Source organism: Knoellia sp. S7-12 (genome assembly GCF_040518285.1).
In the GTDB taxonomy this organism is placed as follows: domain Bacteria; phylum Actinomycetota; class Actinomycetes; order Actinomycetales; family Dermatophilaceae; genus Knoellia.
Genome location: NZ_CP155449.1, coordinates 4,009,683 through 4,027,634, shown reverse-complemented (window position 1 = coordinate 4,027,634; position 17,952 = coordinate 4,009,683). Strand labels below are relative to the sequence as shown.

The following is a 17,952-nucleotide window of genomic DNA, read 5'->3' as shown; positions in this document are numbered from 1 at the left end:
GTGTCACTGGTGTCCCTTTGGGGTGTGGGTGGCGATGTATTGGTTCATGGTGGTCAGCTGGTAGCGCGCCATCTCGTCGGCGTTCTCGTCTTCGGCGAAGACCGAGTTGCACATGACGGCGTCCGGGTTGTCGAGGAACCCGATCTCGGCCAGGCCACCGAAGAAGTCGTCCCAGTCCACGTCGCCGGCGCCGATGCGCAGGTGCTGATGCACTCGGGCTGCGTTCCCGGGAGGGTTGGAGATGTAGCGAAGGCCGTGCGACGCGTGGTGGTCCATCGTGTCGGCGACGTGTACGAGCCGGATGAGGTCCTTCCCGGCGCGCATGATCTCGCGCATCGGCTGGCCCATGTGGAAGGTGTGGCAGGCGACGTAGACCATTCCGACGCTCGTGCTGTTGAGTCCTCGGATGACGCGGATGGCCTCGAGGCCGTCCTCGACGAAGTCATCGGGGTGGGGGTCGATGAGGAGGTCGATGCCCTCGCGCTCGATGATCGGGAGGAGTTCCTCCATTGACCGGTAGAACGCGGCTTCCGACTCCTCCTGACGGTCGGGGCGGCCGGAGAACTCCGTACCGATGACGCGTACGTCGAGGTCGACCGCGATCTGGATGAGTCTCTTCCAGTTCCGCACCGCCCCTTGTCGGGCCCACTCGTCGGGGCTCGACCAGCGCTGGACCGGGAGCAGGGAGGCGATCCCCACCCCCGCATCGGCACAGGCCTTCTTGAGTGAGCGCACCAGTTGGTCATCGGCCCTCGGGTGCCGGAAGAACGGGACGAGGTCCTTGTGCGGTGTCAGCTGGATGTGCTCGTAGCCGAGTTCGGCAACGACATGTGGGAAGTCGAGCAGCTCGTGCTCGTGGTGGAACGGCGTCGGGTCCTGCGCAATCTTCACGTCGGTCCTCCTCGACCACGGCAGGGCGCCGCAAGGCTCATGGGCAAATGTTAAGACATTATGACCCTAACGCCTCGCGGCCCTGAACGGAAGAGGAGTCCCTGTCCTTCAGCGGTCGTGAACCGTGACGTCGAACGCGTACTGGTCGAAGCGGTAGCAGTGGTCGCCGTACTCCACGGCGGTGCCGTTCGCGGCATACGCCCGCCGAGTCATCGTGAGGAGAGGGTCGCCCGTGGCCAGTCCGAGCAGCTTGCGTTCGCGAGGCACGGGTCGGCGCGCGCCGATCGTCTGGTGGGCGATGACGGGACGCACCCCGCGCTGGCGCAGGAGGCTGTAGAGACTCTCGCGGGCCAGATCCTCCTCAAGGAGGTCGGCGTACTGAGGAGGGAGCCAGTTGTGCATGAGTGCCGCAGGGATGTCTCCGACGTAGCGAAGGCGTTCGACGCTCAGCAAAGGGGTGTCGGCGGGCAGGTCGAGGGCAGCCGCGGCAGCGGAGTTGACCTCGTCGGCACTGAAGGAGAGGACCTCGGTGCGCGGCTTCTGTCCTCGGCGGACCATGTCGTCGTAAAGGCTGGTGAGCTCGTCGCGCCGGTGGATGACCTGACTCGCAACGGTCGTGCCAACCCCGCGCCGGCGCACGAGGAGCCCGCGACCCACGAGTTCGGCGATGGCGCGCCGCACCGTGGGGCGAGAGAGGTCGAGCCGCGCCGCGAGGGCCAGTTCATTCTCGAAGGGGTCGCCGGGCTTGAGGCGACCGTCATCGATCGCTGCGTTCAGCTGTTCCGCGAGCTGGTGGTAGAGCGGCACGGGGCTGGCGCGATCGATGCTGACAGGGATCGTGTGCACAAAGGCGAGTGTATGTCACCCCTCTGACGAGTGAAGAGAACCAAATGTCCTAACAAATGTTGACAGTGGTTGGCTTGGTGGTGCAGCCTGAGTGCACCACCCCGCCACGAACCCCAGGAGGAGAACCCGTGCCCACGACACAGTCGATCGAGGTGCTGGCCATCGGGCGGGTGGGCGTCGACCTCTATCCCATGCAGACCGGCGTGGGTCTCGAGGATGTCACGACGTTCGGCAAGTTCCTGGGCGGCAGTGCCGGGAACGTGGCGGTGGCCGCCGCCCGTATGGGTCACTCGGTCGCTCTCGTGAGCCGCACCGGCAACGACCCCTTCGGCCGGTTCGTACGGCGTTCCCTCGAGGAACTCGGCGTTGATCCGACATATGTCTCGATCGACCGCGAGCTTCCCACTCCTGTGACGTTCTGTGAGATCTTCCCGCCCGACGACTTCCCGCTGTACTTCTACCGCTCCCCCCAAGCGCCCGACCTCCGCGTCAGCCCTGAGGAGATCCCGCCCGTCGTCGTGCGCGATTGCCTACTCTTCTGGGCCACCCTCACAGGCCTTTCGGCCGAGCCCAGCCGCACCGCCCACTCAACCGCGTGGGAACTGCGTGCGCGTTTGTCGCACACGGTGATCGACCTCGACTACCGGCCTCAGTTCTGGCGTGCCGAGGCCGAGGCAACCCGCGCCGCCGAAGAAGCTCTCGCGTCGAGCACGGTGGCGATCGGCAACCTCGAGGAGTGCCGGGTCGCCGTGGGTACTGGCGATCCCGAGGCCGCCGTCCGTGCCCTGCTCGACCGTGGTGTCCAGCTAGCCATTGTGAAGCAAGGGCCCAAGGGAGTACTCGCCATGACCGCCGACGGCCAGCGCGTCGAGGTGCCACCGACACCGGTCGAGGTCGCGAACGGCCTCGGAGCCGGTGACGCCTTCGGCGGCGCCGTCTGCCACGGCCTGCTCGAGGGATGGGACCTCGAGCGCACCATCCGGTTCGCGAGCACGGCGGGGGCCATCGTCGCCTCCCGGCTCGAGTGCTCCACCGCCATGCCACGCGAGCACGAGGTGCTCGCTCTCCTCGAGGAGGCACAGAGGTGAGTTCAGTCATCGACACCGCCGCCATCACGGCCAGCCGTCTGCGCGACCCAGGGGCGATTGCCCGGGCGTGGGCTGACCGTCGCCCATCTGCGGGAATTCCGGCCGACGGGCGCCTCCTCCTCCTCGCCGCAGACCACCCTGCGCGCGGGGCCCTCGCCGTGCGCGACCAGCCGCGAGCGATGGCCAGCCGCCCCGACCTGCTCGAGCGGCTCGCCATCGCACTGCAGCGACCCGGCGTCGACGGGGTGCTCGGCACACCTGACGTCCTCGAGGACCTCCTGCTCGCAGGCCTGCTCGAGAACCGTCTCGTGATCGGGTCGATGAACCGGGGCGGCCTCCAGGGCTCGACCTTCGAGCTTGACGACCGGTTCACCGCCTACGACGCGCCGACCATCGCTGAGCACGGGCTCTCCGGCGGCAAGATGCTGACCCGCATCTGTCTCGAAGACGATGGCTCTGCCGCCACGCTCGAGGCAAGCGGCGCGGCTGTGAGCGCTCTGGCTGCACGTGGTCTCATGGCCATGGTCGAGCCCTTCCTCAGCGTGCGACGCTCCCGGACGCGCGTGGAGAACCTCCTGGACCCCGACTCGGTCATCGCCTCCATGGCCATCGCGTCCGGTCTGGGCGCGTCCAGTGCGCACACGTGGCTCAAGCTGCCCGTCGTCGCCGAGATGGAGCGAGTGCTCGAGACCACGACTCTCCCCTGTCTGCTCCTCGGGGGTGATCCCACCGGTGACCGAGAGGCGACCTACCGCACGTGGGGTTCAGCCCTGGCTTGTCCGTCGGCGGCCGGTCTCGTCGTCGGCCGTGCCCTGCTCTTCCCGCCGGACGGTGACGTCGCCACTGCGGTCGACACCGCGGCCGACCTCGTCCATGGAGGTGCGCAATGAGCCTGGGAATGGACAACCCCACGTGGTGCCATCCCCACGGTTCGCTCGCCGCCGACGGCTGGGACTGCGTCGTCGACGACACGTTGCCGGGCTGGACGCACACCGGGCTGCGGACGGCCACCCTCGGGGCAGGCGACTCCGTCGAGCTCGACCTTGCCGACCGCGAGGCCATCGTCGTCCCGCTCTCGGGGGGCGTTCAGGTTGATGTGGTCGTCGCCCCGGACAAGCATGTCTCGTTCTCCCTCAGCGGGCGCGCCGGGGTATTCGCGGGAGCCACCGACGTGGCGTACGCCCCACCCGGCACCACCCTGCGCGTCCAGGCCCCCGCCGACTTGGCTCCCGGGACCAGCGTGCGCGTCGCCGTGTGCCTCGCCCGCACAACCGGAGAGACCAGGATCGAGCCCGCCCGCCTGTCCGCCACCGACGTGCCCGTCGAGCTTCGAGGTGCCGGCATCGCCTCGCGGCAGGTGCGCAACTTCGGTGTTCCGGGCGTGCTCGATGCCCAGCGGATCATCGCTTGTGAGGTCGTCACCCCGGCTGGCAACTGGAGTTCATGGCCCCCGCACAAGCACGACACCCACCGTCCCGGTGTCGAGGCCGAGCTCGAGGAGATCTACTGGTTCGCGACCCGGTCCACGGACCCGCGCGGCACGGATGCCGTGGGATACCAGAGGGTGTACGGCACCGACGAGCGTCCTATCGACGTACTGGCCGAGGTGCGGACCGGTGACGTCGTCCTCGTGCCGCACGGCTGGCACGGCCCGGCCGTCGCGGCCCCCGACGCCGACCTCTACTACCTCAACGTCATGGCAGGGCCCGGCACCGAGCGGGCGTGGCTCATCTGCGATGACCCGGCTCACGCCTGGGTGCGCGACTCCTGGGCCGACCTGGAGCCCGACCCTCGGCTGGCCGCCACACCGCCGGTCGCCTGACCACCAGACCCACCCTCGAAAGGTTGTTCCACGATGCGAATCGGACTCGCCGGCACCGGCCGGATTGGCGCCTTCCACGCGAAGACGCTCAGCTCCCTGGACGGAGTCGATGACCTCGTGCTCGCCGACCTGAACGCCGACCACGCGGCCGAGGTCGCGCACGGCCTCGGCGTCCGTTCGGCGGCGACGCTCGACGAGCTGCTTGGGTCGGACCTGGACGGCTTCGTCATCACAGCCGGGACCGCGGCACACGCAGACCTCATCGAGGCGGCCGTCGAGCGGGGCATCCCCACCTTCTGTGAGAAGCCGGTGGCACTCGACCTCGGACGCACCCTTGAGCTCGCGCAGCTCGAGGCGCGCAGCGGCGTCCCCGTGCACATTGGTTTCCAGCGACGCTTCGACGCGGGCTACCGCCGTGTGAAGGACGCCGTCACGGACGGGGAGATCGGTTTCGTCCACACCGTGCGTGCGGCCACGATGGACCAGGCACCGCCCCACGCTGCCTACCTCCCGACCTCCGGAGGCCTCTTCCGCGACTGCAGCGTCCACGACTTCGACATCATTCGCTTCGTGACCGGCCACGAGGTCCGCACCGTCTTTGCCGTCGGAGCCAACAAGGGCGAGAAGTTCTTCACGGAGGCGGGTGACGTCGACAGCGCGGCGGCCACCCTCGTCCTGGACGATGACACTCTCGTCGCCGTCACGGCGACCCGCTACAACGGCGCCGGCCACGACGTGCGGATGGAGGTTCACGGCTCCAAGGGCACCCTCGGGGTCGGCCACGACACGAGCTTGGCCATCACCTCGGCCGAGGAGGGAATCGATTGGCCGCCCGGACCGCGGCACTGGTCGTTCATGGAGCGGTTCCTGCCCGCCTACGTCGCGGAACTTGAGGCGTTTGTCGACGTCGCTCGAGGCTCTTCCCCCAGCCCGTGCACCGTCGCCGACGCGCTCGAGGCCTTCCGTACGGCCGAGGCGTGCGCCCGGTCGATGGTCTCCGGCGCTCCGGTCCACCTCGCCGACATTCCCGGCCTCAGGCTCGTCGCAACCTGATGACAGTCGGGGACCTGTGGACGCGACCCCCTGTCTTGTCACCCCCCAACGAACACACTGAATCCACCCACTCTCTGGACAAGGACCGATACCCGTGAGCACGACTCCGAGCCGCATCACCCACCTCATCAGCGGCGCCCCGTGGGAGGGCGCCGCCGAGCGCACGAGTCCCGTCTTCAACCCCGCCACCGGGGTGCAGAGCGGTGAGCTCGATCTCGCTTCAGCCCAGCTCGTCGACGAGATCGTGCGTGGTGCTCGGACGGCTTGGGAGAATGAATGGCAGCACGTAAGCCTCACGAAGCGGACCCAGGTGCTGTTCGCCTTCCGTGAGCTGCTCAATGCCAAGAAGGACGAGATCGGCGCCCTCATCACCGCCGAGCACGGCAAGGTCGTCTCCGACGCCGTGGGCGAAGTGACCCGGGGTCTCGAGGTCGCTGAGTTCGCGTGTGGCATCCCGCACCTGCTCAAGGGCGGCTTCTCCGAGAACGTCTCGACCAAGGTCGACGTCTACTCGATGCGCCAGTCACTTGGTGTCGTCGCGGTGATCAGCCCGTTCAACTTCCCCGCAATGGTGCCCCTCTGGTTCGTGCCGATCGCGATCGCCTGCGGCAACGCGGTCATCATCAAGCCGTCCGAGAAGGACCCGTCGGCGGTGAACGCCATTGCGGCACTGTGGAAGGAGGCCGGGCTTCCGGACGGAATCATGAACGTCGTCCACGGCGACAAGGAGGCGGTCGATGCGCTCCTCGAGCACGAGGACGTGAAGGCCGTGTCCTTCGTCGGCTCCACCCCGATCGCGAAGTACGTTTACGAGAAGGGCACCGCCCACGGCAAGCGCGTCCAGGCACTCGGAGGCGCCAAGAACCACATGCTCGTCCTTCCCGATGCGGATCTCGACCTGGCGGCGGATGCAGCTGTCAACGCGGGCTTCGGATCGGCCGGTGAGCGCTGCATGGCGATCTCCGCCCTGGTGGCGGTTGACTCGATCGCGGACGACCTCATCTCCAAGATCACCGACCGCATGGGCAAGCTCGTCACTGGCGACGGGACCCGCGGCAGCGACATGGGCCCGCTCGTGACCCGTGAGCACCGCGACAAGGTCGCGTCCTACCTCGACAAGGGGGTCGACGCCGGCGCCACGCTCGTCGTCGACGGTCGTGAAGGTGACGTCGACTCCGACGGTGACGGGTTCTTCCTCCGACCGACACTGTTCGACAAGGTCGAGCCCGGTATGCCGGTCTACGACGACGAGATCTTCGGCCCGGTCCTGTCCGTGGTGCGGGTGGGCACCTACGACGAAGGCCTCAAGCTAATCAACGAGAGCCCTTACGGCAATGGCACCGCGATCTTCACGAACGATGGCGGAGCGGCTCGTCGCTTCCAGAACGAGGTCGAGGTCGGCATGGTCGGCATCAACGTCCCCATCCCCGTGCCGATGGCCTACTTCTCCTTCGGCGGCTGGAAGAACTCGCTCTTCGGTGACTCCCACGCCCACGGCATGGAGGGTGTTCACTTCTTCACCCGCGGCAAGGTCGTCACCTCACGCTGGCTCGACCCGTCACACGGTGGCCTCAACCTCGGGTTCCCCCAGAACCAGTGAGGAGGCCTCCGTGCCGCTCGTCAGGATTGACGTACAAGCAGGTCGAACCCCGGCTGCGTTGCGCCTCATGGCCGACACCGTTCAGGAGGTGATGCTCGACGTGTTCGCCGCACCGGCGGGGGACAGATACCAGATCATCACCGAGCACCCCGTCGGCCACATCATCGCCGAAGACACTGGGCTGGGTTTCGAGCGCTCCGCCGACGTGACAGTGATCCAGATTTTCCAGCAGGGGCGGTCGGACGAACAGAAGAGAGCCGCATACCGTGAGTTGGCCAGCAGGCTCCAGAGCCGCTGCGGGCTCGCTCCGACGGACTTGATCATCTCGGTCGTCGCCAACGGCCCGCAAGACTGGTCATTTGGTCTGGGCCGAGCCCAGTTCCTGGAAGGGGACCTTCAGTCCGGAGGCCCGGCGCTCCACGACTAGGAACTGCCCGCTCGGAGGAGGGCCTGAGTGGAGCCGTTGAGTGCCAAGATGCACCTTGACGTGATCGAACGCGCACCCTGACCCGTTCGACCAGCGGTCAGGGCGCTGGTGCCCTCCCCAGGGTTCCCACGGCCCCAGAGGTCACAAAGCCCTCTCGGCCGCGAGCAGGCTCTCAGCTGCGAAGTTCAGGCCCTCGAGTTGGTCGAGCTCCTGGTCCTCGTGCTCGATGTTGCACGGGAGGTCCGGGTCGATCTGCGCGAGGGCGCGCAGGAACTCGGTCCAGAAGGCCACGTCGTGACCCTTGCCGACCGCGACGAAGTCCCACGAGGGGTTGCTCGGCCACCCCGAGAGCGTGGTGCCACCACCCATCGAGAGGTGGCCAGGCTCGCCCTCGGCGATCCGGGTGAAGCGGTCGTCGAGCACACCGTTCACCTTGGCAGCCTCGTTGATGCGGGTGTCCTTGGCGGCCGAGCAGTAGACGAGCGAGCCGAGGTCCTTGAGGGCGAGGACGGGGTCGATGCCCTGCCAGAACAGGTGGCTCGGGTCCATCTCGGCACCGACGTGGGTCGCGCCGATCTGTTCGGCGAGGCGGTGCATCGTGGAGGGGTTGAACACGATGTTGCCCGGGTGCATCTCGATCGCGACCTTGACGTCGGCGTCCGCTGCACGCGCCTGGAGGTCCTTCCAGTACGGGATGGCAACCTCCCACTGGTGGTCCCGGACGTCGAGCAGCGGGCTCCACCAGGGCAGCGGGTTCCAGACCGGGTTGGTGCCGCCGGCACTGCCTGCCGGCATGCCGGACATCGTCACGACACGAGGCACCCCAAGGAGCGCGGCGAGCTCGATTGAGTCGATGAGGTCTTGCGAGTGGGGGAATCCCTCGCGCGGGAAGAGCGGGTTGCCGTTGCAGTTAAGGGCGGTGAGCGTCAGCCCACGAGAACTGAATTCGCCGAGGTACTCCTCACGGGCGTCCTCGCTCGCCCGTAGCTCGTCGACCGGCAGGTGGATCGGCGGCAGGAAGCCACCGGAGTTGATCTCGACGCTGTTAAGGCCGAGGCCGGAGATGATGTCGAGCGCTTCAGCGAGCGACTTGTCGGCGAGGCACGCGTTGTAGACACCGAGGTACATGGGGACTCCTTGGAGGTGAGGGGAAGGACAGGGGTGGCGTATCCCGTGTGGTCACCACACGGCATACGCATCAGTTGGTGATCGGGATGGCCGCGTCGGGCTGGGCAGCGAGCTCGACGACTGCACCTCCGGCGCCGGCCGATCGGGTGACGGCGTCGATGATTGTCAAGTCGCGCACCCCGTCGGCGAAGGTCGCGACGGGCGGCAGCCCACCCTCGATGCCGGCGACCTGCTCGAGGAAGGCGCGTGCCTGGAACCCGAAGAGGTCACCCACGCCGTAGGAGACGCCGGGGAAGTCCATCGGCACACCGCCCTTGAGGTAGGGATGGGCCGGGCCGACGAGGACCTGGTTGTAGCCGTCGAACCCGTCGCCGCGCGACTTCCGTGCCACGGAGAACTCGGCGGGCCGATCCATGTTCCACTTGGCGCCGCCGTGCTGGGCCATGACGTCGAAGGCGAGCGAGTTCGCGTGCCCCGGGGCAACCCGGGAGACGGAGAACGTGCCGACCGCACCCGACGCGAAGTGCGCCGTGAAAGTGGCGACGTCGTCGTTCTCCACTGGTTCCGCGACATCCGAGAGCTCGGCAGCGGCGTGTCCGTAGGTCGTCCCGAGGGGGACAAAACGCTTGGTGATCTTCGTCGTGAACGCCGCGCCACCGACGGCGGTCATGGGTCCGCAGACGAACTCCGCAAGATCGATGAGGTGGCTGCCGATATCGGCGAGCGCGCCGGTGCCGGGGGCGCCCTTGTAGCGCCAGGCCATGGGCGTCGCCGGGCTCAGGGCGTAGTCGCACCAGTAGCTCCCGTTGAAGTGGGAGACCTCGCCGAACTCGTCGCGGACGAGCTCGCGGAGGGCGGCGACGGCGGGCTGGCGGCGATAGACGAAGGCGGTCCCGGTCACAAGCTCGGGGTGGGCGGCCGCGGCATCGGACATAGCCCTGGCGTTGGTGAGCGTGTCGGCGAGCGGCTTCTCGCACAGGACGTGCCTGCCGGCGTCGAGGAGGGCCTCGACGATCTCGCGATGCAGGGTGTTGGCCACGACGACGCTGACGACCTGGACGTCCGGGGCGTCGAGCAGGGTGCGCCAGTCCGAGCCGGACCGCTCGTAGCCGTAACGCGTCGCTGCATCAGCAGCAACGCTCGGGTTGGCGTCAATGACCGCGGCGTAGTGGATCGGCGGCAGCGGGGGATCGAAGAGCGTTGGCGCGGTGCGGTATCCGGCGCAGTGTGCTCGTCCGGCCATGCCGGCTCCAATCACGGCGACACCGATCGGTGCGGTCATCATGAATCTCCTGTCACAACACTGGGACGTGATATAAAGCGCTTTAAAGAACGATGCCGGACGGCCGTATCTGGTGTCAAGGCTTTGTCAGGACAAACTGAGGAATGATGTATGCCCCGCGCTCGCCTTGAGGACGTCGCCGCCCGTGCAGGCGTGTCGACCGCCACGGCCTCCCTCGTCCTCCGTGACCGTCCGGGCCCGAGCCAGGCCACTCGCGAGCGGGTCCGAGAGGCTGCGAACGCTGTCAGCTACCGCCCGGACCGTAGCGCCAGCCTGCTGGCCCGCCACCGCACGCAGCAGCTCGGGGTGCTCCTCGACGTGACGAGCCCCTTCCACGGACAGCTCGTGGGGGCGCTCGACGAGGCGGCGGCAGACCGCGGTTTCGACCTCGTCCTGGGGGCAGTGACGCCTCGCCACGACGAGGGCCACGTGATCGAGACCCTGCTGGACCACCGCTGCGAGGGGCTCGTGCTGCTCGGGTCCGGCTTCTCACAGACGCGACTCGCCGCGGTTGCCGCACGATGCCCGACAGTGGTGGTGGGACGCGCAGGGACGCCCTCGGTTGCGGGTGCGCGGGCTCCGGACGACCAAGGGCTGCGGCTGGCCGTAGACCACCTCGTCGACCTCGGTCACGAGCGCATCGCCTTCGTCGACGGTCCGCGTGGAAGCATTTCCACCGCGCGCCGTCGTGGTTACCGCGAGGCGATGGCCGCCCACCACTTGCGAAGCCATATCGACGTGCTCGCCGGTGGCTCGACCGAGGCTGCGGGGTCGGGTGCGGCCGAAAGGGTGCTGGCCCGCTCAGCTGGCACGCGACCCACTGCCTTGGTCTGTTTCAACGACCGGTGCGCGGTCGGCCTGCGCGACCGGCTCCTGCGCCGTGGTGTGGGGGTGCCGGGCGAGATTTCTGTCGTCGGCTACGACGACAGCCCTCCGGCTGCCTTGGGGACCATCGACCTCACGAGTGTCAGCCAGGACCCGGTTGGGCTCGCCGCCGCAACGATCTCGCTGCTCTCCGACCTCGTTGAGGCCGGCTCTATGGCCGGGCGGAAGGGCGGCGACGTCGTCGTCTCACCGCGCCTCGTGGTGAGGTCGTCGACGGCGCCGGTCAGTAGTTCTTGACGACGAGGACAGGCACGGTCGCCTCAAGGATGAGTTGCTGGGTGACGCTGCCGAGGAAGGCCTTGGCCATGGGTGAGCGCCGCCGCGACCCGATGATGAGGACTTCGGCACCGAGCCGCTCGACGGCGTCGAGGATCGCCTCCGCGATGTCGGTGGAGCCGGCGACGAGTTCGATCCGCCAAGCGACGTCAGTGGCCCGGCTGGCCTTGCTGACGACGTCGCCGATCCCGGCCTCAAGGGCATCGCGCTTGTCGAGGTCGAGCGAGTCGGTGACGTTGACAAGGACGAGTTCCGTATGGCGTCGTTCGGCCTCGCGGACGGCTTCGGCGAGCACCCGCTCGCTGAGCTCAGAGGCGTGGTGGGCCACGGCTACGGTCATGGTCATCGGTCCTTTCGGTGGGGAAGGTCCCGGGGTCGGGTGCCTCGGGGGTTGTTGGGAAGTGTCAGCGGGCGACCTCATCAATCCGGACGGGGCGCCCTTCGCGGGCTGACAGGCTCGCGGCCTCGGCCGCCCACGTCGTCCCCATCGCGTCCTCGACGGTGCACGGTGACGGCAGCTCACCCGCCGCGACCTCGCAGAACGTCGAGAGCTCACGCCGGAAAGCCTCCGCCAACCGGTCCATGAAGAACGTGTGGGGCGGTCCCGCCGGCCACGTGATGCCCGGCTGGGTCGCCCGCACCGGTAGCCCTTCGTCGTAGCCCGCGGCCACGGAGTCGAGCACCCCGTGGACCTCGAGTCGCACGTCATAGCCGCGAGCATTGGTCCTCGTGTTGGACACGACCCCGATCGTTCCGTCGGCCAATGTCAACAGGGTGGACGCGGTCGAGAAGTCGCCGTGGGCGGCATACATCTCGTGTGCAGCATCGGGATCGACCGAGCCGACCGCATGGACTGAGACGACCTCCTGTCCGGTGACCCAGCGGACGGCGTCGAAGTCGTGGATCGCGCAGTCTCGGAAGATCCCACCGGACACCGCAAGATACGCGGCAGGTGGCGGTGCCGGGTCCAACGTGGTCGAGCGCACCGTGTGCACCCGGCCGAGGGTGCCGTCGCGCACGGCGTCCCGGGCGGCGACGAACGCCGGGTCGAAGCGACGCGGGTAGCCGATCTGCACCGGCACCGTCGAGCCCTTGAGCTTGTCGCGCACCAGCACGGCCTCGTCGGCGGTCCCCGCAATCGGCTTCTCGCAGAACGTCGGGATGCCTCGCTCGGTCGCAGCCAGCAACAGTTCGGCGTGGGCGTTGGTCGCCGCGGCGATGACGACCCCGTCGATGTCGGCCCCGAAGAGGTCCGCAGGTGAGGCGACGGCGCGAGCCTTGGCCACGCGACTCGTCACGCCGTCGACGACGGCGGTGACGGGGTCGGTGACGACGAGCTCCTCGACGCGGTCGAGGGCAGCGAGGGTGTCGGCGTGGAAGGCGCCGATGCGGCCGAGGCCGATGAGTCCGATGCGCATGATGTCTCTCTGTGTCTGGCCCCGGCGTCAGCCGTGGGCGCCTTGGACGATCTGGTCCCAGTCGATGACGGATCCGGTGACGACCCCGCTGCGGTCGGACAGGAGGAACACGACCATGTCGGCGATCTCGTCGACCTGGCCGAGCTTGCCCATCGGCAGCGTCGCGTTGGCCTTCTCGACCCAGTCGTCGCCGGCACCGTGGAACTCGCGCTGGATGGCGTCCTCGCCCTCGGTCTGCGACCAGCCGATGTCGAGCCCGTTGACCCGGACCCGGTCCCACCGGTGGGCGTGGGCGACGTTGCGGGTCAGGGCGGCGAGGCCTCCCTTGGTCGCGACATACGGCGCGAGGAACGGCTGGCCACCCAGCTCCGACGTGCTGATGATGTTGACGACGGTGCCAGGTGCCTTGCGCTCCACCATGTCGGCGACCGCAGCCTGCATCGTGAAGAACGGACCGCGCAGGTTGACGGCGACGTGCTCGTCGAACAGTTCGGGTGTCGTGTCGAGCAGCGTTCCGCGCGTGGTGAGTCCGGCGGCATTGACGAGGCAGTCGATCCGACCGAACCGCTCGATCGTCTCGCGCACCACGCCCGTGGCGCTCGCAGGGTCGCTCACGTCTCCGTGAACGTATGCCGCCTGCCCCCCGAGCGCGGTCAGCTCCTCGACGATCTGGTCACCACGGTCCTTGCGGCGCCCGGTGACGACAACCGCCTCGGCCTTCTCACGTGCGGTGGCTCGGGCGATGCCGGCCCCGAGGCCGACGGTGCCCCCGACCACGAGGACGATCTTGTCGGCGAGCAGATCAGTGAAGGCCACGAGCGCTCCTGCATGGTTCGGGGCGGCGTCGCCACCAGACGGTTTTGTCAGGACATTAGCGCATGAAGGGGCCACTTCGGAAGGGGTGCGAGCGATCCAAGCACACTGCTGAGACGGTGCACCTCTGTCGGCATCAGTGGCTCAGCGTCGTCTCCACGTGGGCGCGCAACCGCGTCGTGAGCTCCTCCTCCGATGCGCCCTCGGCGAGGGCGGCGCGCACGAGGTCGGCCTGGGTCGGCGGCGCCATGCCGTCGACCGGCTGGGCGCGGTCGAGGTTGACCGGGAACGAGTAGCCCTCGGCGCTCGCCGCGATGACGTTCTCCACCGCGTCCCCGTCCCAACCGTCGGTCACGCGCTGGCGCAGGATCGGATAGATCGCCTCGACGACGCGGGCCCGGTCGACGCTGTCCATCGCGCGGCCGAAGGCCGACGACACCTGGAGGAGGTTGGCCATGCGCTGGATGTCGGTGCTGACGTTGGACCCGGCTGCATGGAAGAGCGCCGGGTTGAACCACACCAGGTCGCCCTTGGTGAGCGGCAGCTGCACGTGGTTGGCGACGAAGTAGTCCTGGAACTCCGGCAGCCAGTAGGCGAGATAGCCGAGTGCGTACTTCTGCGAGTGCGGGAGGTAGAGCGTCGGCCCGGACTCCACCGGCATGTCGAGGTGGGCGACGGCGCCCTGCAGCGTGAGCTCCGGTGAGAAGGCGTGCACGTGCGCCGGGTAGCGCGCCGCCTGTTCCGCGTTCATGAAGCCGAGGTGGTAGTCGCGGTGCACTGTCTGGCCCACGCCGCCCGGGAGGACGATGTTGGGCTGCGCGGTCACCTGGTAGCCGGGCCCGAGCCACGCTCCGGCCCCGAGGGCGACCATGTCATTGGCGTAGTAGTCGACGAAGGCCTCAGGTGCGGCGACAGCCAGCTTCTCAAGGGCGTTCCAGATGCGGTCGTTCGCGCCGGGCTTGCCGAAGTGGTCCCCGCGGGCGCCCCCGGCAGCCTTCTCGTCGGCCACGATCTGCTGGAAGGCCGTGGTCACCGGGTCGAGTGCGGCCGCTTCGAATGCCCCGGTGATGACGACGATTCCCGGGCCCACCGTCCAGGCGCGGCACAGCTCCTCGCTGACCTCCGCCCCCTCCCCGGCGGCGACCGCGGCACGCAGCCGCTCTGCCGTGAAGGCGACGACGCCCTGTTCGTCCCGGTCGGCGTGGGGGTAGTCGGCGAGGTGCGTGCCCTCGGCGAGGATCCCGAGCAGGTCTTCGAGGTGGCAGTCCTCCGGGCGTAGCCAGTGGCGTGGCTGGGTGTTCGTGGCGGCCATGGCGTGTCGTCCGTTCGTGGTGGTGGTGCTCCGTCGACTTCCAGCGTGCTCGTCCTTCGGACGTGCCGCCAGTGCCCTAACCCCTCAGAAATCCCTCACCGTGCGCTTCCCGAACCTACTGTGGGGCGTATGCCGCACGGTCCCCATCGCCACGAGGACATCGCCTCCCAGGCAGGCGTCAGCGTGGCCACCGTCGACCGCGTCGTGCACGGCCGACCGGGTGCCAGTGCCCGAGCCGTGCGAGCAGTCGAGCGGGCCGTCCTCGAGCTCGACCGGCAGCTGACGCAGGTCCGGCTCGGAGTCCGCAGCCTCGTGCTCGACCTCGTGATGCAGGCACCCAAACGGTTCTCCGAGGCCGTCAGCGAAGCGCTCGAGGCGGAGCTCCCAGGGCTGCATCCGGCGACGGTGCGAGCTCGGTTCCACCTGCGTGAGAGCGGCTCCGTCGAGGACCTCCTCCGTGTGCTCGACCGGATCGGCACGCGAGGGCAGGTCAGCGACGGAGTCCTCCTCAAGGCACCCGACGACCCCGCGATCGGTGCGGCGGTCGACCGACTGGCGGCACGCGGCATACCCGTCGTCACCTTTGTCACGGACGTGCGCGAAAGCGCACGCGTCGCCTACCTCGGACCCGACAACGCGGGCGCGGGGGCGACGGCCGCGTATCTCGTGCGGCAATGGCTCGGTGCCGAGCCCGGGGCGTGCCTCGTCACGCTCAGTCGCTCTGCGTTCTATGGCGAGCGGGAGCGACTGGACGGGTTTTGCGAGGCGCTGGCCCGCACCGATCCTGACCGTGACGTCGTCGTCCTCGCCGACGCGGACGGGCTGGACCTCGGCATGTCCGGACTCGTCAGGGAGCTGCTCGCCGGCCGGCGCGACATTGCTGCGGTCTACTCCGCCGGTGGCGGCAACCGTGCCATCGCAGCCGAGCTCGCGGCGGCAGGGGTGTTGCCACGGCTGCACCTCGGACACGACCTCGACGCCGACAACGTGGGACTGCTGAGGGACGGCACGCTGCACGCCGTGCTCCATCACGATCTCCGGGCCGACCTCGGTCGGGCCTCGCGTCAGCTGTTGCGTGCACACAACCTGCTGCCAGGTGCCCCGACTTCGTTCGCGGCGCCGGTGCAGGTCGTCACACCGCACAATCTGCCGCCGCGCCTGGGTCCCTCGACCTGACTCCTCAGCGGACGATGAGCGCGAGGGCAGCGCCCGCACTCGCGACGAGCACGGCCACGTCGAATCGCGCCTGGCTGATCCGCGAGATGGTCGCGTGGCCGAGGATCCCGCCGAGGACGATCGCGGGAGCGAGGAGTGCGGCGCGCCCGACGTTTCCCCAGTGCATGAGCCCCAAGCCGATCGAGAAGGGCAGCTTGGAGAGGTTGACGATGAGGAAGAACCACGCGTTCGTGCCGATGAACCGCCGCTTGTCGATGCCCGACGCCGAGAGGTAGAGCGCCATCACCGAGCCGGCAGCGTTGGCCGTCATCGTGGCGAACCCGGCGGCCGTCCCGGCGGTCACGGCCGCGACCGGATGGTGGTGCGTCGTCGTGGCGCCGGTCGAGCGGGACTTGACCCAGATCTGCAGGAGGACGAGGACGAGGAGAACGGCGCCGATCGAGCGACGCAGCCCGGTGTCGTCGACCGCGCGCAGGAACAGCGTGCCGAGGACGAGCCCGGGCAGGACGGCGGGGAGGAGGCGTCTGATGAGCGACCAGTCGGCGTCGCGCCGGTAGTGCCAACAGGCGACGACGTCACCGACGATGAGCAGGGTGAGGATCGCCGCCGTCGACTCCTTGGCGGGCATGACGCTCGCGAAGATCGCCACCGAGATGACGGCAAGACCACCCAGTGCCGTCTTGCTGTAGCCGATGACAAATGCGGCCAGCACCATGAGCGCAACGACGACCACGCGGCATACCCCTTGTTTGTTCTGACATTCATCGGCAAGGATCACATCATGCTGCCTTCGACGCTCCCAAACCCACGCACACCGTCGTCGATGGACGCACCACCGCTGCGCTGGGGCATCCTCGGCTCGGGCTGGATCGCCGACCAGTTCGTCTCCGCCCTTCGTGCCCATACCCGCCAAGTCGTCCAAGCGGTGGGATCCCGCTCAGCGGCTACGGCCGCCACCTCGGCTGCGCGTTACGGCGCCCGGACCGCCCATGCGAGCTATGAGGCCCTCGTCGCCGATCCTGACGTCGACGTCGTCTACGTCGCGACGCCTCACAACTTCCACCTCCCCCACAGCCTGCTCGCCATCGGTGCGGGCAAGCACGTCCTCATCGAGAAGCCGGTCGGCCTCGATGCGGAAGAGGCGCGGGAGATCGAGGCAGCCGCGACGCGGGCAGGGGTCTTCTGCATGGAGGCGATGTGGACGCTCTTCCTGCCCAAGTTCGACGTGATCCGGCAGTTGCTCGACGACGGCGTGCTGGGGTCGGTCCACACGATCCTCGCCGACATGGGTGAAACGTTCGCGCCGCAGCACCGGATCTTTGACCCGCGCCTGGCGGGCGGACCGCTGTTGGACCTTGGCACCTATCCCGTCACCCTCGCGACGTGGGTCCTCGGCGCACCGGACGCAGTGTGGGCGGTTGGCAGCCCGGCTCCGAGCGGCGTCAATGGGCAGATCGCGGCAGTCCTCGGCTCACCCAAAACCACTGCGGCACTGCACTTCTCGATCCTCGGCGAGACGCCCACCGTGGCGAGCATCAGCGGTTCGGACGCGGTGATCGAGATCGACCGACATTTCTACCGCCCCGGCGGGTTCACCCTCCGGGACGCCACGGGCACTGCGGCCCTGCGCTGGCAGGAAGCCGCGGTCGGACATGAAGGGCTGCATTTCGAGGCCGCAGAGGTTGCCCGGCGGATAGCGGCGGGGGAGACCGGGTCGCCACTGAGTCCCATGGCGCGCACGATCGAGACCCTTGAGGTCATGGACCGGATCCGTCAGTCCGTGGGATTCGACTTCACTGCAGCCGCCGCCCCCACAACTGCAGTGCCGGATGGTCGCCCTATCGTGAGAAGCGAGAGTGAGAAGGGCTTGGAGACCACCAGTTGATCCGCGACATTTGTGCATCGAGTGCCGGGCAGGCGCTGATGCGGAACCGA

At 68.4% G+C, this 17,952-nt stretch carries 18 protein-coding genes; 9 read left to right on the top strand and 9 right to left on the bottom strand.

Annotation, left to right across the window (positions count from 1 at the left end; genetic code table 11):
- Positions 1 to 3: 3 nt before the first annotated feature.
- On the bottom strand, positions 4 to 891 hold the full coding sequence (locus V6K52_RS19480) for a sugar phosphate isomerase/epimerase family protein (RefSeq protein WP_353951764.1): 888 nt from the start codon (positions 889 to 891) through the stop codon (positions 4 to 6).
- Between the two features lie 108 nt (positions 892 to 999).
- A complete protein-coding gene (locus tag V6K52_RS19475) occupies positions 1,000 to 1,737 on the bottom strand; it encodes a GntR family transcriptional regulator (protein ID WP_353951763.1) in 738 nt (245 codons plus the stop codon).
- 128 nt (positions 1,738 to 1,865) lie between these two features.
- Between V6K52_RS19475 and iolC the strand changes: the two genes are divergently transcribed.
- From iolC to V6K52_RS19445, 6 genes are all read left to right on the top strand, one after another.
- Positions 1,866 to 2,825: a 5-dehydro-2-deoxygluconokinase gene (gene iolC, locus V6K52_RS19470; RefSeq protein WP_353951762.1), complete on the top strand. Its 960-nt coding sequence runs from the start codon at positions 1,866 to 1,868 to the stop codon at positions 2,823 to 2,825.
- On the top strand, positions 2,822 to 3,715 hold the full coding sequence (locus tag V6K52_RS19465; RefSeq protein ID WP_353951761.1) for a deoxyribose-phosphate aldolase: 894 nt from the start codon (positions 2,822 to 2,824) through the stop codon (positions 3,713 to 3,715). The genes iolC and V6K52_RS19465 overlap by 4 nt, the downstream gene beginning before the upstream one ends.
- Positions 3,712 to 4,647, top strand: a complete 936-nt coding sequence (gene iolB, locus V6K52_RS19460) for a 5-deoxy-glucuronate isomerase (RefSeq protein ID WP_353951760.1) — start codon at positions 3,712 to 3,714, stop codon at positions 4,645 to 4,647. Before V6K52_RS19465 ends, iolB begins: the two co-directional genes overlap by 4 nt.
- 33 nt (positions 4,648 to 4,680) lie before the next feature.
- On the top strand, positions 4,681 to 5,700 hold the full coding sequence (locus V6K52_RS19455) for a Gfo/Idh/MocA family oxidoreductase (protein ID WP_353951759.1): 1,020 nt from the start codon (positions 4,681 to 4,683) through the stop codon (positions 5,698 to 5,700).
- A gap of 88 nt (positions 5,701 to 5,788) precedes the next feature.
- Positions 5,789 to 7,300: a CoA-acylating methylmalonate-semialdehyde dehydrogenase gene (locus tag V6K52_RS19450; RefSeq protein ID WP_353953821.1), complete on the top strand. Its 1,512-nt coding sequence runs from the start codon at positions 5,789 to 5,791 to the stop codon at positions 7,298 to 7,300.
- Between the two features lie 10 nt (positions 7,301 to 7,310).
- Positions 7,311 to 7,727 carry a tautomerase family protein gene (locus V6K52_RS19445; RefSeq protein WP_353951758.1) on the top strand — a complete coding sequence of 139 codons (417 nt, stop codon included), beginning with the start codon at positions 7,311 to 7,313 and terminating at the stop codon, positions 7,725 to 7,727.
- A gap of 141 nt (positions 7,728 to 7,868) precedes the next feature.
- Here the strand turns inward: V6K52_RS19445 and V6K52_RS19440 are convergent, their stop codons facing one another.
- Together V6K52_RS19440 and V6K52_RS19435 are read right to left on the bottom strand one after the other, a co-directional pair.
- A complete protein-coding gene (locus V6K52_RS19440) occupies positions 7,869 to 8,855 on the bottom strand; it encodes a sugar phosphate isomerase/epimerase (RefSeq protein WP_353951757.1) in 987 nt (328 codons plus the stop codon).
- A gap of 70 nt (positions 8,856 to 8,925) precedes the next feature.
- On the bottom strand, positions 8,926 to 10,140 hold the full coding sequence (locus V6K52_RS19435) for a Gfo/Idh/MocA family oxidoreductase (RefSeq protein WP_353951756.1): 1,215 nt from the start codon (positions 10,138 to 10,140) through the stop codon (positions 8,926 to 8,928).
- A gap of 108 nt (positions 10,141 to 10,248) precedes the next feature.
- On the opposite strand from V6K52_RS19435, the gene V6K52_RS19430 reads away from it, so the two are divergent.
- Entirely contained in the window at positions 10,249 to 11,259 is a 1,011-nt protein-coding gene (locus tag V6K52_RS19430; protein ID WP_353951755.1) for a LacI family DNA-binding transcriptional regulator, read from the top strand.
- On the opposite strand, the gene V6K52_RS19425 is transcribed toward V6K52_RS19430, so the two are convergent.
- The 4 genes from V6K52_RS19425 to V6K52_RS19410 all read right to left on the bottom strand — a co-directional run bounded on the left by V6K52_RS19425 (position 11,246) and on the right by V6K52_RS19410 (position 14,841).
- Positions 11,246 to 11,638, bottom strand: a complete 393-nt coding sequence (locus V6K52_RS19425) for a universal stress protein (RefSeq protein ID WP_353951754.1) — start codon at positions 11,636 to 11,638, stop codon at positions 11,246 to 11,248. The two genes, V6K52_RS19430 and V6K52_RS19425, sit on opposite strands and share 14 nt — an antisense overlap.
- A 64-nt stretch (positions 11,639 to 11,702) precedes the next feature.
- Positions 11,703 to 12,716 carry a Gfo/Idh/MocA family oxidoreductase gene (locus V6K52_RS19420; RefSeq protein WP_353951753.1) on the bottom strand — a complete coding sequence of 338 codons (1,014 nt, stop codon included), beginning with the start codon at positions 12,714 to 12,716 and terminating at the stop codon, positions 11,703 to 11,705.
- A 27-nt stretch (positions 12,717 to 12,743) separates the two neighbouring features.
- Positions 12,744 to 13,532: an SDR family oxidoreductase gene (locus V6K52_RS19415; RefSeq protein WP_353951752.1), complete on the bottom strand. Its 789-nt coding sequence runs from the start codon at positions 13,530 to 13,532 to the stop codon at positions 12,744 to 12,746.
- 133 nt (positions 13,533 to 13,665) lie between these two features.
- Positions 13,666 to 14,841, bottom strand: a complete 1,176-nt coding sequence (locus V6K52_RS19410; RefSeq protein WP_353951751.1) for a phytanoyl-CoA dioxygenase family protein — start codon at positions 14,839 to 14,841, stop codon at positions 13,666 to 13,668.
- Between the two features lie 129 nt (positions 14,842 to 14,970).
- Here V6K52_RS19410 and V6K52_RS19405 point away from each other — a divergent pair, with 129 nt between their 5' ends.
- The gene (locus V6K52_RS19405; protein ID WP_353951750.1) at positions 14,971 to 16,017 is read left to right on the top strand and encodes a LacI family DNA-binding transcriptional regulator; all 1,047 of its coding nucleotides are present in this window, start codon (positions 14,971 to 14,973) and stop codon (positions 16,015 to 16,017) included.
- 4 nt (positions 16,018 to 16,021) lie between these two features.
- Here the strand turns inward: V6K52_RS19405 and V6K52_RS19400 are convergent, their stop codons facing one another.
- The gene (locus V6K52_RS19400) at positions 16,022 to 16,750 is read right to left on the bottom strand and encodes a sulfite exporter TauE/SafE family protein (RefSeq protein ID WP_353951749.1); all 729 of its coding nucleotides are present in this window, start codon (positions 16,748 to 16,750) and stop codon (positions 16,022 to 16,024) included.
- A gap of 48 nt (positions 16,751 to 16,798) precedes the next feature.
- On the opposite strand from V6K52_RS19400, the gene V6K52_RS19395 reads away from it, so the two are divergent.
- Positions 16,799 to 17,902, top strand: coding sequence for a Gfo/Idh/MocA family oxidoreductase (locus V6K52_RS19395; protein ID WP_353951748.1), 1,104 nt, complete (start codon positions 16,799 to 16,801; stop codon positions 17,900 to 17,902).
- Positions 17,903 to 17,952: the final 50 nt, after the last annotated feature.